The 13,343-nt window shown below is 54.5% G+C and carries 7 protein-coding genes and 1 pseudogene; 7 read left to right on the plus strand and 1 reads right to left on the minus strand.

Going from position 1 to position 13,343, the window contains the following annotated elements:
- From H627_RS0103195 to H627_RS16775, 5 genes and pseudogenes are all read left to right on the plus strand, one after another.
- Nucleotides 1-250 (plus strand): annotated as a pseudogene (locus H627_RS0103195) (IS66 family transposase); the annotation flags it as partial.
- A 205-nt stretch (nucleotides 251-455) separates the two neighbouring features.
- Nucleotides 456-2,969: a KxYKxGKxW signal peptide domain-containing protein gene (locus tag H627_RS0103200; protein ID WP_027827766.1), complete on the plus strand. Its 2,514-nt coding sequence runs from the start codon at nucleotides 456-458 to the stop codon at nucleotides 2,967-2,969.
- A 159-nt stretch (nucleotides 2,970-3,128) separates the two neighbouring features.
- Nucleotides 3,129-6,149 (plus strand): sulfatase-like hydrolase/transferase, encoded by a 3,021-nt coding sequence (locus tag H627_RS0103205; RefSeq protein ID WP_027827767.1) that lies wholly within the window; start codon nucleotides 3,129-3,131, stop codon nucleotides 6,147-6,149.
- A 277-nt stretch (nucleotides 6,150-6,426) separates the two neighbouring features.
- Entirely contained in the window at nucleotides 6,427-7,041 is a 615-nt protein-coding gene (locus H627_RS0103210; RefSeq protein ID WP_027827768.1) for a TetR/AcrR family transcriptional regulator, read from the plus strand.
- Nucleotides 7,028-10,306 carry an MMPL family transporter gene (locus tag H627_RS16775; RefSeq protein WP_081674600.1) on the plus strand — a complete coding sequence of 1,093 codons (3,279 nt, stop codon included), beginning with the start codon at nucleotides 7,028-7,030 and terminating at the stop codon, nucleotides 10,304-10,306. The genes H627_RS0103210 and H627_RS16775 overlap by 14 nt, the downstream gene beginning before the upstream one ends.
- A gap of 133 nt (nucleotides 10,307-10,439) precedes the next feature.
- Here the strand turns inward: H627_RS16775 and rpiA are convergent, their stop codons facing one another.
- Complete coding sequence (gene rpiA / locus H627_RS0103220) at nucleotides 10,440-11,138, minus strand: ribose-5-phosphate isomerase RpiA (RefSeq protein WP_371859387.1); 699 nt, start codon at nucleotides 11,136-11,138, stop codon at nucleotides 10,440-10,442.
- A gap of 280 nt (nucleotides 11,139-11,418) precedes the next feature.
- Between rpiA and H627_RS0103225 the strand changes: the two genes are divergently transcribed.
- A complete protein-coding gene (locus H627_RS0103225; protein WP_027827770.1) occupies nucleotides 11,419-12,336 on the plus strand; it encodes a LacI family DNA-binding transcriptional regulator in 918 nt (305 codons plus the stop codon).
- Nucleotides 12,337-12,392: 56 nt separating this feature from the next.
- On the plus strand, nucleotides 12,393-13,319 hold the full coding sequence (gene rbsK, locus H627_RS0103230) for a ribokinase (protein ID WP_027827771.1): 927 nt from the start codon (nucleotides 12,393-12,395) through the stop codon (nucleotides 13,317-13,319).
- Nucleotides 13,320-13,343 lie beyond the last annotated feature (24 nt).

Raw genomic sequence — 13,343 nt, forward strand, 5'->3', positions numbered from 1 at the left:
CGAACGCGCCGTCAAAGAACTGGTCATCGGTCGTAAAAATTGGCTGTTTTCGCAGAGCAAACGCGGCGCGACGGCTGCGGGGGTCATTCTTAGTCTGCTCACGACAGCACGGGCTAATCACCTCGATCCGAGTAAATATTTCAACTATCTATTCGACACAGTGCCTAATTTGCCGGCTCCCGGCGACATGGTCGCCTTGCAGGACTATTTGCCGTGGGCGCCGAAGGTGCAGGCGTTCTGTCACGAATAACAGCGGGTAAAGCAATGGTGCAATCTTCATGATAGAGGATTGCACCATTTTTGTCTTCACACCTATTTCAACGACCGCTTACAAGCTGATGCGTATACGACACTTGTTATTTTGTTATTATGCAACTTTTCAGACAGCCGCCCAATGCCGATTATACTTATTCTGTGTAGAGCTAAGCATATCGCTAAAGGGAGAAGTGTGTAATATGGAGAAAAAGGATCATTATCGGTTATACAAGTCCGGGAAACGCTGGTTGGCCGCTCTGGTTGTGACCGTTGCTGCGGGGGCAGTGCTGACCACAGCAGGGCCGACCGTTCAGGCGGCTGGCACAGACGACGCCGCTAAGGTCACTGCGGCCGAGCCGGCATCCTGGGAAACTCAGTTGGCGGCGTTGAAGAGCGCGGTTGCTGCAGGTAATTGGGGTAATTTGACTGTTAACAACCAGACAGTATCTGCTGTTTTGGCGGGTGTCACGGATGAGGCAAGTTTTAACAGTGTCTGGAGCGAAGTCGCCCAGACGATCATCAGCAATACCGTGGCTAGCAAGTTTGCCAAGCCTGCCGACCAAACAGCATTCATTCAAGCCCAATCTACCAATGCGCAATATGCAGGCAAGACAAACGCCGAAGTGCTGAGCGAAATCATCCAGTCCGGTGCCGCTGCGCCTGACTTTGGCGCTGTTCTGAATCACTTGATTACATACACAACAACGGAGGCTGATCAATTCCAACCCGCTACTGATGATCCGGTGAAGACGAACAAAAACAACCTCACCGCGTTCTTGCAAGCCAACAGCAAAATTGGACAGCTGCTTGTAGAAAAGAAAGATGGCACCACAACGACGGTGACCGCAATAGTCGCCCAAGCTGCAGACGCGGATAGTCTAGCCCAAGCCTGGTCAGCGGTTGCCCAGGCCGTAATCACGAATGAAATGCAAGCTAAGCTGAACCTGCCGGATACGACATCTGCGGCCAGTCGAAATACAATGAGTAAACTGCTGGCGGCTAAAGCAAATGGCGCCACGGTAGCGAATAATCAGGTTTTGGCCAACGTAGTCGCGGCCAACACACCATCAACGGAGAATCCGGAATTGAATGTCGCCACGGCGATGGGGAATATTTGCGAGGCAGTTGATAGTGCCGTTGCTAATACTCAGCTCGCTGCTGATTGGCAAGAAAACAAGGATAGCCTGCTGGCATTTTTGCAGAGCAGTAATCTAGGGTCATTAACCGCCCCGACTGCGGGCGGATCATTAACGGCTTTGGTAAATGGTGTTCAGGACACCGCTGGCTTGACTAAAGCATGGGGGGAAACGGCCCAGGCAGTTTTGATCAATGAAATGCAGACAAAACTGGGTCTTGCTGATACAACATCTGTAGCAAGCCGCAGCAAACTTGCTGATTTGCTGAATACTAAATCTAGCGACACCCATTATTCCGGTGACACTAATGGCGATGTGTTTGAAAAAGTCATTGCAGCCAACACGCCGTCTGCAGCCAATCCGACGCCTAACTTTGCAACGCTGGTCACCAGCTTGAGGAGTTACGTGACTGATGCAGTGAAGGCCGAAAATCTTACTGGCCAAAGCCAAGTCGTCATCCGCGACTGGGCTAATGGCGTGATTATCAATCAGCGCTCGACCTCGGTCACAAGCGGACAGACGATTCCGCTTTACGCTGCCGCGCATGATGGACTCAGCTTCGACTCGGTGAAGATTGACGGTGTGACCCAAAGCACCACGAACGGGACATTGAATTTCTCCCGGACGTTCAGCCAAAGCACGACGTACTACGTGGATTATTACTTCATAAAGTCTACCGGGTATACTGAAAAGGATGCTCGGGGCACGGTGTATATCAAGAACACTAACGGTGCTGCTCTTTACAGCAACATGAACATGACGGCACAGATCACCGATCGCAATCTGAAACAAGGGACGGCGTGGGCTTCCTATAAGAAGGTCTATGATGCCCAAGGCAATGTGGTCGGCTACAACCTGGGCGGGCAGCAGTACGTCAAGGCTAGTGATGTGCAAGAAACACCGATTGGCGATGTGACGACTCAGACTTTCAATGGCGTGGTCAGTGTGATCAATCCGTGGACCCCGGTCTATTCGGACAGTGCGATGACCAAGCAGATCAATAACTGGACCTGGGATGCCGGGACGTGCTGGCAGGTTTTCCAGAAGGTCTTTATTGACGGCAAACTCGCCGGCTATAATCTGGGCGGGCAGCAGTTCATCAAGGCCAATGCCGTGCAAGAAAGCACGACCCCGTCGACGCCGCAGCAGCAGATTATTCCTAACAGCGGCGTCGTCAGCATCATTTCGCCCTATGGTGCGCGGGTATACAGTGACGCGGCCATGACCAAGGATACTGGTCGGGTATTGCCCCAGGGCGCCCGCTACCAGTACAACAACGAAGTCTACACGAAGGGCCAGCTCACCGCGTTCAATGTGGGCGGCAATCAATTCATCAGTGTTGCTGACATTGCGACCCAAATTCCGCTTTACGGTGGTTCTGGCACCTTCACGGTCCGCTACCCGGCGAATCCGCGCTGGGGTGTGGCGGTCTTGGACAGCAATCTGCAAGTTCTGAAGATCATCCCCGCCGGCACGCACTGGCGCTCTTACGGGATCGGCATTCTCAGCGATGGCCGGACCTATTACAGTCTCGGCGGCAACCAATGGGTACCGACGGATTACGGCTTCGTGCAGTAATCGAAGGCTAACAGACAATTTTCTCGACGGCGGGCAGCAATGTCCGCCGTTTTTTGAGACGGCAATCGTGACAGATTCTTTACAATGTGCTAAGGAGCCATTTCTTTCTCAACCAATAAAGTACAATGTGGCTAAGACATTGAGAAAGACGTGTAGAAAATGAGAAAAAGGCTTTATCAGTTCTGCTACGGGCTCATTGCGGTGGGCGGCGGACTGGTGATTTACCTCGGCGTCCTCTTATTAAGCCGAGCTTACGCATATTACGCCTGGGAGCCTGGGCAGAAAGCCGTGATCTGGTTTGGCCTGCACGCCGGGAACGCCGTCGTGCAGCTGATGATCCCGGTGCTGTTTGTGTTAGCCGGTTTTGTCAGTGCCCGCAAACGCGGATCATTGGCCTGGCCGCTCCAAATCTGGCTGCGCACGGTGAGTACCTTGATCCTCGGCACTGCCGCTGTTTTCATTGGTTTGAAACAACTCACGCTGCCGGCCATGCATAGCAGTTTCCTGCCCCTGACCCGCGGTGTCAGTGCTGTGTTCACGGGCTTTATTATCAGCTTGATCGTGCAACCGCTTTTCTACCGGCTACTGGAAAGGTTCGGTCCGTGGCCCGGCTGGCTCTTAACGGCCGCGACGCTGGTCGGCGGGTCGATTTTAACTCCGGCCCAAGCGGATTATGCCAGTTTTCGGATGCTGCCGCTGATGGTCGGGCTGTTTCTATTCGGCCTGGTCCTCCAGCGCAGCCGCTTTAATCAGCTGAGCAGCGGCATGGCGGCCCTGCTTGGCACGGCGACCCTGCTTGTCACCTGGGCCAGCCAGGCCGGTTCGGGCAAGTTGTCCCTGTATTACGAAGGGGATTACCGGTTTATGGATCAGTTGGCCGGACCGTTCAGTCTGCCGGTGGTCTTGACTGCGGCGGCGCTGGTCGTTCTGATTACCCGCTGGTTTAATGAAAAACAAAGCCAAAACTTGATTACCATGCTGGTCATCAGTTTCACTGTGGCCCAATCGCCGTTCATCGGGCAGACCTTGATGGCCCCGGCGATGCAGGCCACTGGCAATAACTTGGTGAACTTTGGTCTGTTGTCGATTGGCCTCGCCCTGATGCTGAGTTTGGCTGCCTGGGCCTGGACGATTTTTAGCGGCTGGCTGTTTCGCCGGTCGTTGGCGGTTCTCGATACGCGCTTGGCCTTCACCGCCACCGGCGACTACCGGACGGGCCTGCCGGCTCTGGGCCGGGCGATCATTGCTTGGCTGCGCCGCAACTGGCCGCCCATCATGCTGGTGGCGGTGTTCTACCTGACCGTTTTTGCTTCCTTCCTGGCCATGTCGCCCAACGGCAAGATTTCCATGGGGCTGAAGGGGGAGACCCAGCCGATTTTGAGTTATTTGCTGGTGGACGGACAGAAGTCCATCGTCTACACCAGCCTCTTTCTCATCGCTGCGTTCTTCATCCTGTACGTCCTGACGACCCGCTTCTGGGTCAGCTTTCTCCTCACCGAAACGATCTACGCCGTCTGGACCGTGGCCAACGCCATCAAGATGGTCTACCGCTCGGCGCCGATCACCCCGGCGGACCTGCACGAGTTGACCGCGCTGCCGGAGTTGATGGCGATGCTGGGCAAGCACACCGTGTGGTGGGTCCTCCTCGGGCTGGCGGTGCTGATCACCGTGATCGTGGTGTTAGAAAGAAAGCTGCCGCGGAAGATCCGCGTCAATTGGGGCGTGCGCATCGGCGGCGTGATCCTCGGGTTCGTGCTGCTCCTATCTCCGGCCACCGCCAATTCGCCGACTTCCTATTCCCGGTTGTTCAACTCGGCGATGGGCAACGGCCAAGACGTGATCACGCCGCTCAAGGGCGTCCAGCGCAGCGGCCCGCTGCTGCAATTCGTTAATGCCGTGGATATTCAGGTGATGGACAAGCCCAAGGGCTATTCCGAAAGCCGGATCCAGGCGATTCTCGCCAAGTACGCGCGGCGGGCCAAGGCAATCAACCAGACCCGGACGACGAAGATTGGCGATCAGACCGTGATTTTCAACCTGAGCGAAAGCTTCACCGATCCCAAGCAGTTTCCCGATGTCAAAGTCGGCGGGGCAGATCCCATGCCTTATATTCGCCAGCTGACCAGTGAGACCACCGGTGGGCACATGCTGAGTGCGGGCTATGGCGGCGGGACGGCGAACATGGAATACGAGGCGTTGACCGGACTAGTGATGGGCAACTTCTCGGCGAATGTGACACCTTTTTCCCAAGTGATTCCCCGAGATACCAAGGTGGCGTCGTTCAATCAGAATTTCCCATACTCCGCGGCGATTCACCCATACAACGGCACGTTCTACAATCGGCCCCAGGTCTATAACAAGATGGGTATCGACAAGTATTCTTATCTCGGCAGCAAGTACCCCATCACGAATCAGAGCAAGATCCAGAAGAGTCCGTACCTGTCGGATAACACCGCGTATGCCAATGCGCTGAATCAGATCAACGCGAAGCAGAGCGGGCAGTTCATTGAACTGGTCACGATGCAGAATCATATGCCTTACGACAGCTACTATTACCCGAATAATCCATACCAGGGCAAGGTGACCGGGGCGGCGTTGAAAGAGCAGAGCATCGCGGACGCCTTTGCGACGTTTACTTACGGTATCAGTCAGACGGATCAGGCGGTGGCGAAATTCATCAAAGCCCTGGATCAGATCAAGAAACCAGTGACAGTGGTCTTCTATGGTGATCACTTCCCGGGGATCGTGAACAACAAGTATCTGACCCTGCGCCCGGTGCGAATGCATGCCACGACGTTCTTCATCTACTCGAATAAAGCCAGCAAAGCCCACAACACAAAATTGAAGAATACCAATTATGTGGGCACGAACGACTTTATTCCGCTGGTGCTGAAACATCTTAATGCGCAGGTGTCCCCGTATGAAGCACTGCTCACCGACGTGGACCACGATCTGCCAATCATGTCCATGCCGCCTAATCAAAAGAAAAACAAAGCGGGCAAGGTCAAGACCAGCCCGGCTTGGGTAGGCGACGATGGTGATTGGTACAACGTGAAGAAGATGACGGCCAAGCAGAAACAGCTCTACGCCGATTATCGGATGATTCAATACGATATCACTGCGGGGCGGCAATATGCCTTGCAGGATAAAGCGTTTATGACGAATCCGGGGAAGAAATAACACTTAGTTTTTCAAAGACGTCCTGCGGGGCGTCTTTTTCGTAGAGAGCGCAGGCCGACGGTCAGAAGCGTAAGCACAAGGCAGAGGGAACGAAAAACCCGGGCTTAGGTTTTGTGTTCCCTCTGCCTTGTGCTCTAGCTTCTGTCGGCCGGAGCTCGTTTTTGGAAACGGATTCTGTTGATTTAGCAGTTGACGGGATACTATTCAGGTCTTAGAATACGGAATGAACGTTCATTCCACTTTCTGAAAATAACTCACTGGGGAAGGGAAATATGCTATGGACAAAGTAACCAATACCAAAGGAGACGCGATCTTAGAGGCGGCCTTGCACTTATTTGCCACGCAGGGTTATGCCGAGACCAACGTTCCGTCAATTGCTAAGGCTGCTCAGGTCGGGGTGGGCACGGTTTACCGCTACTTCAAGAATAAAGACAGCATTTTGAACCATCTCTTCCAGAAGGTCCTGGCCGTTTTTCTCTCTGAAATTCAGGAAGCAGTGGATGAGCATGCAGATATTCAGGCCCAGTTCAGCCAGTTGTTCGATGCTTCAGCCGGGTTGATGCTGAACTACACACCTGAACTGCAATTCATGAATCTCAATGTTTTTAATGAGGTCTTGGATGACGATAGCCGGGCTGCCAGAGCAAAAGTGATCACGTATTACACTGATTTTCTCCAGCACGGTCAAGACGCGCACATTTTTGTGCACAGCAGTCCAGATGTTCAGCTGGTTCTGCTGTATGGCAGCGTGCAGACGATGGTCAGTTTCCTTTGGGCGAAACATCGCTTTGCTAAAATTCCGCCGGCAGACACGCGGAATATTCGGCAGTTGAAGAATCAATTATGGAACGCACTCACTGTGGAGAGGAAGATTTTTGTTGAAGAAGTTTAGAGAACACCACATTCTCGCCCTGATTGCCTGGATCGTGATCGTTGTTGCGGCCCTGATCATGATGCCCAACGTCAGTCAGCTGACCCGGGATAAGGGCGCTATCAAGCTGCCCAACGATGTGGAGAGCCAAATTGCCACGCGCATCGAGAAGAAAGCGAACGACAATAAGACCGTCCGTACATATATTGCCGTGTTCAACAATGGCAATCAGAAGCTGTCCGCCGACCAAATCAAGGATATCAACACGACGATCAAGGATATTCATAACGTCAAGGGCTTGTCTGTCCGGGGTATTACCGCCCCGAGTGATAACGCGGAAACTAAGAAGCAGCTGGTTTCCAAGGACGGCACGACTCAGATGGCAATGATCACGGCGAAAGCCAATGGCCGGGTCGCAGTCCAAAGCAAAGCGCTGGAAAAACAGGTCAAGACCAGCGGCTTGAAGACCTATATCACCGGTTCCGACGTACTGAACGATGACTTCTCGACCATCACCGAACAAGGTATTCAGAAGACTGAAATCATTGCCATCGTCTTCATCTTGATCGTCTTGATCATTGTCTTCCGTTCGCCAATCGTTCCGCTGGCTTCGCTGATCACCGTTGGCGTGGCCTTCATCACCAGCTTGAGCATCGTGATGAACCTGGCTCAGTCCTTTGATTTCCCCATCAGCAACTTCACCCAAGTGTTCATGGTTGTGGTGCTGTTCGGGATTGGGACAGATTACAATATATTGCTGTATAACACGTTCAAAGGCAACTTGGGCGAGGGCCGAACGCCGGTGGAAGCCACCCGGCGGACACTGAAATACGGCGGCCGAACGATCCTGTATTCTGGTTTGTCGGTCCTGATTGGTTTCACCGTGTTGGCCTTGGCCAAGTTCTCGTTCTACCAATCTGCTGTTGGGGTCGCCGTTGGGGTTGCTGTGCTCTTGCCGGTCCTGCTCACCCTGAACCTATTCTTCATGAGCACGCTGGGCGAACGGCTTTTCTGGCCCACTGGTACCAAGGGCCGCGAATCCGAAAGCCGCTTATGGCACACGCTGTCTAAGTGGGGCTTAGCCCAACCAATCATCACCATCGCCGTCATCGTCATCGCTGCCATCCCGTTCCTGTTCACGATGAATCAGACGCTGAATTTTAATAATGCTGACGAATTGCCAGAGAGCATTCCCTCGAAGGTCGGCTATCGGCTGATCCAGAAGCATTATTCCAAAGGGATGACCGCACCATCGACCGTCTATATCGAAAGCAAGCGGACGCTGAATACGCAGGAAGACCTGGCTGCTGTGGATGATTTGACGCAGTACTTACAGGCTGAAAAAGGGGTCAAGACCGTCGCTTCGGTCACTCAGCCGGGGGGCAGCAAGATTTCCCAGCTTTACCTGAAGAATCAGCTGAGCACGATCGTTTCTGGTTTGAATCAGTCCACGAAGGGCATGAAACAGATTCAAAGCGGGCTGAGTGACGCCAATAAGCAGCTGACTAGCGCGAATGTGCCGGCCCAAACTGCTCAGGTACAACAATTGGCCAATGGCACCCAGCAGCTGCAAAGCGGGGCCGGCCAGTTGAATGCCGGGGTCAGCCAGTATACGGCAGGTGTCGGCCAAGTGAATAACGGCGTCGGCCAAATGCAGAGCCAGGTACCGAGTTTGACTAGCGGCGTGAGCCAGTTGGCCAGTGCGACCCAACAATTGCAAAGCGGGGCCAGCAGTTTGAGCCAAGGCATCAATCAATATACTGCTGGCGTCAGCCAGGTGAACAGCGGCGTTGCGTCGCTGCAAAGCAAGACGCCGGCATTGACCAGCGGGGTCAGCCAACTTTCTGCTGCTGGCACGCAATTGCAAAATGGGCTGAAACAACTGAATGCCCAAGTTGCCCAACTGGCCAGTCTGAATAGCCAGCTGGCGCAATTGGCGGCGAGCACTGGCGCCTTGAGTACCGGGGCCACCCAGCTGAATAGCGGCATCAGCAGCATGAGCGGTCAATTGCCGACGCTGGCCAGCGGGGTAAACACGCTCGCCAGCGGCAGTCAGCAGTTAGCCGGTAACGGGACGGCACTCAAAAGCGGGGCCAGTGCGCTGAACAGCGGCACGACCCAGGTCAACAGCGGAATCCAGTCGCTGAATGGCCAGCTGCCAGCACTGAGCAGCGGCGTCAATCAGCTTGCCCAAGGGACCGGTCAGCTGGCCAGCCAAAGCGGCACGCTGAATAACGGAGCGTCCTCCGTATCTGCGGGCACCCAGCAGGTCAACGCTGGTGTGCAGCAGATGAATACTAAGGTTAAGGCCCTGGCAACTCAAGTTGCTCAGTTGCAAAAGGGCTTAACCAGTGCCACTGATGGATTGACCACTCTGCAGCAGGGCAATGCCACGATGAAGGCATATCTCAGCGGCCTGCAAAAGTCCTATATGGGAGATAATTTCTACATTCCCCAGGACACGATCAAGAGCAAGACCTTCAAACCGGCCTTGGATAATTACATGGCCGATGACAACAAGATCACCACGTTGACAATGGTCTTCAAAGGTGATCCGGCGACGTTGGCAGCAGCTAAGCGGGTACGAGTTATCCAAAGTGATCTTAAGGCCAAAATGAAGCATGGTCCGTTGAAGGACGCCACGGTGGCGGTGGGCGGTCAAACGTCGCAAACTGCCGACCTGCAGGAACTCGCCAACGGCGACTTCCTGCGCACGGCGGTGATCATGGTGGTCGGGATTGCCATCGCTTTGATGGTTGTCACCCGATCGATCATTCAACCGCTGACCATTCTGGCAACGCTGTTGATGGCTTACGTCACTTCGTTGAGCTTGACCCATATCGTGACGAAGGTGTTCATGGGTGTGCCGCTGCTGACGTGGAACACACCATTCTTCTCCTTTATCATGCTGATCGCGCTGGGGGTAGATTACAGTATCTTCCTGATGATCCGCTTCCGCGATCTGCGGGTAATCGAGCACAACACCGCCAAGCGGATGCTTAAAGCAGCATCCGTCATCGGCGCAGTCGTGATTTCCGCCGCCGTGATCCTCAGCGGCACCTTTGCCGCGTTGATGCCTTCGGGTGTCACGACGCTGATTCAAGTGGCCTTGGCCGTGATCATCGGGTTAGTGATCCTGGTCATTACCCTGCCGCTGATGCTCTCGGCAGCAGTGGAATGGGTCGCTCGGTCCCAGAAGCTGCCGAAGAAGGGCAGCAGTGCATATCAGGCAGAGAGTGAAGCAGCCGGCGATGGGCAGAAGGCTCAGCCGACAGATAAGAAGTAATCATCAATAAACGAAAAAGGCGAGCGGATTCATCCTAATCTGGATGAGTCTGCTCGCTTTTTTGCCGGTATTGCGGTATTGAAAAAAGCAGGCAGAAAATTAAACCTTCTGGCTGCTTCATGCTTCAGTATTCTTATTGCCGCTTCTTTATCTCAATCGTATTGTCCTCATGGGCAATGATGACGGTGTCGCAGATCCCGAGGAACAGGCCATGTTCGACCACCCCGACGGTACTGTCAAGGTAACTGGCCAGCCCGCGCGGGGCGGGGAGGGGATCAATGTATAAATCAATGATGAAGTTGCCGTAATGGGTGACGTAGCGCTCGTTGGTATCGGTGGTGCGGAACCGGGGGAGCAATCCCTCATCGGCGAATTGATTGAAGACTTGCTTGGCGCTGATCGGCAATACTTCCACAGGTAAGGGGAAGCCGCCTAAATGATCCACCACTTTTGACTCATCCACGATCCATGTGTTGTGCAGAGAATGAACGGCGACGTTCTTCTCCATCGTTAGCGCGCCGCCACCGCCCTTGATGCCGTCCAGGTGGCTGTCCACCCGGTCGGCACCGTCAATGGTTAAGTCCAAATGCTCCACGTCGCTGAGTTCGCCGACGGTGAAGCCTAGGCTCTCTAACTGCTGCCGGGACCGGTCGGAGGTGGTGACCACCGCGCCCAGTGCCAGGCCTTCTTTTCTCCGTTTGCCTAAGGCATCAATGAAGAACTTGACAGTGGATCCAGTGCCCACCCCCAAGCGCATACCGGACCATACGGTGTCTGCGGCGCGTTGGGCGGCCTTTTCCTTCATCGTGTTCTGATCGACTTCGCTCAGCATCGAATAACCTCCTTGAATTTCACTGTTATTATACATGAATATACTCAATTTGTGAAATAGAAATCGATATAGTTTTCTGACCGGAACAATACCCGGAATCGGTAGAAACGCCTGCGTATAAAGGTTCCTAACACAATTGAAATTGGAACGGTCCAAATCTGGTAATGGCGTAGAACACTGAATGAGCATGTTACGTGATAGAATGAGCACAATACAGTACACTGAAAAGGAACGCAATACGAGAGTTCGCAAAAATCAGTTTGCTGCTGGTAAAGGAGGCATGGCTAGCTACGCCAAAAAATCGCAACCGGCCAAACGTATGAATGATTATCTGGATTTGAATGACGATGCGCTGGTGCGGTACCCTAATCCGTCCATTGGGGTAGTGGTGCCGACCTTAATGAACCCGTTTTTTCCGAAAATGCTTAGCGGGATCGCAGAAACGGCCCGGATTCAGGGCTATTACACGGAGGTGTTTAACGCCGCGCAAGACGGCGGAGATTGGACGAATCTGGCGGCCCGCTTTGCCCAAGGCCGCCAGCAGGGCTTGATTCTCGCTGCACCGAAAGTGACGGAGAAAATTGTCCGGCTGATCGCTGAGACCGAGCCCATGCCCTACGTCCTGACGGATCAAGCCGATGATGTTCCCGGAGCCTTGCGGGTGGCAGTGGATGACACCACCGGCGGCGGTTTGGTGGTGGACCATTTAGTGGGATTGGGCCATCAGCGGTTTGCCATTGTCTGCCCGCCCCAGCTGCCGTTCAATATGGCCGCGCGCTACCGGGGCTACTTGGATGCGTTAGGCCGGCACGGTATTCCGCGGAACGCGGTGACTTATGTGTCGGCCCCCCTGACCCGGGAAGCCGGGCAGGCCGCGGCAGCGCGGATCGTGAAGCTGCCCGGGATCACCGCCATTATTACCATCAATGATGATTTAGCCATTGGCGTGTTGAAAGGACTGCATGAACTGGGCAAGCGGATTCCCCACGATTATTCAGTCGTCGGTTACGACAATACGGACCTGTCGAATTATGTCACGCCGGAATTGACCACGGTGAATCAGCCGGTGATGGACCTGGGCCATGCGGTCGCTGATTGTCTATTGGCCAAAATCGAGCGGCGAGAGCCGGAGGTGCCAGCGACACTGCCAGTGGAATTAGTCGTCCGGGCCAGTTCCGGCCGGGCAAAACTCGCCTAAGAGCGTGTTTTCCGGTAAGATGGGCGTAGAGATTATTTGGAAAGCAGGCATTTTCTATGACCAATCGCATCGTGATCATCGGCAGTATCAATGTGGATAATATTCTGCACATTAACCGGCTGCCACAACCGGGAGAAACCATCGCCATGTCGGAATATTCCCAGGCCGCCGGCGGCAAGGGGGCCAATCAAGCCGTGGCCAGTGCGCGCAGCGGGGCGGCGACCACGTTCATCGGTCGGGTCGGTGACGACAACAACGGTTGGCTGATGATTGAGAAACTGAAGCGGGAAGGCATTGACGTGCGGCACGTGATCACCAGCCATACGCTGCCCACGGGTCAAGCGTATATTCTATTGCAAGAAAGCGGCCAGAATTCGATTATTATCGACCATGGGGCGAATTATCAGGTCATGGTGGAAGACGTTACCGCTGCAGCTGACGCCATCCAAGCCGCGGATTTTGTGATCACCGAATGCGAGACGCCGATTCCCGCGGCCGCGGCGGCGTTCCATCAAGCCAAGGCAGCCGGGGTGCGCACCATTTTGAATCCGGCCCCGGCGAATCAGCGCTTGACCCCCGAATTGTTGGCCCACACGGATATTATTGTGCCCAACGAGACCGAAAGCGGCACGCTGACCGGGATGCCGATCACGGATCAGGCCTCGCTGGCCGCGAACGCTGCTTACTTCCGGGAGCGGGGCGTGGCTACGGTGTTGATTACACTGGGTGATCAAGGTGTTTATGTGGTGACAGATACGGGGAGTCGGCTGCTGCCGGCTTTCCCCGTGCACGCTGTCGATACCACGGGTGCGGGAGACGCGTTTATTGGCGCGCTCGCTTCCGAACTCCGGCCCGATTTAAGCAATCTGTACGCCGCGGTCCAATATGCCCAGCGGGCATCATCCTTAGCTGTCCAGGGACTCGGGGCGTTTCCGTCAATTCCGCATCGGCTGGCCGTTTTGGCCGCTGCCAAGAACGCTTAACCCAAGCGGCACCGATTGTCCAGT

The sequence above is a fragment of the Schleiferilactobacillus harbinensis DSM 16991 genome (genome assembly GCF_000425885.1).
GTDB lineage: Bacteria > Bacillota > Bacilli > Lactobacillales > Lactobacillaceae > Schleiferilactobacillus > Schleiferilactobacillus harbinensis.

Bases quoted from the DNA above. Each gene is read 5' to 3' on its own strand.
- H627_RS0103200 (WP_027827766.1), top strand. From the start codon at position 456: ATGGAGAAAAAGGATCATTATCGGTTATACAAGTCCGGGAAACGCTGG.
- H627_RS0103205 (WP_027827767.1), top strand. From the start codon at position 3,129: ATGAGAAAAAGGCTTTATCAGTTCTGCTACGGGCTCATTGCGGTGGGC.
- H627_RS0103210 (WP_027827768.1), top strand. From the start codon at position 6,427: ATGGACAAAGTAACCAATACCAAAGGAGACGCGATCTTAGAGGCGGCC.
- rpiA (WP_371859387.1), bottom strand. From the start codon at position 11,138: ATGCTGAGCGAAGTCGATCAGAACACGATGAAGGAAAAGGCCGCCCAA.
- H627_RS0103225 (WP_027827770.1), top strand. From the start codon at position 11,419: ATGGCTAGCTACGCCAAAAAATCGCAACCGGCCAAACGTATGAATGAT.
- rbsK (WP_027827771.1), top strand. From the start codon at position 12,393: ATGACCAATCGCATCGTGATCATCGGCAGTATCAATGTGGATAATATT.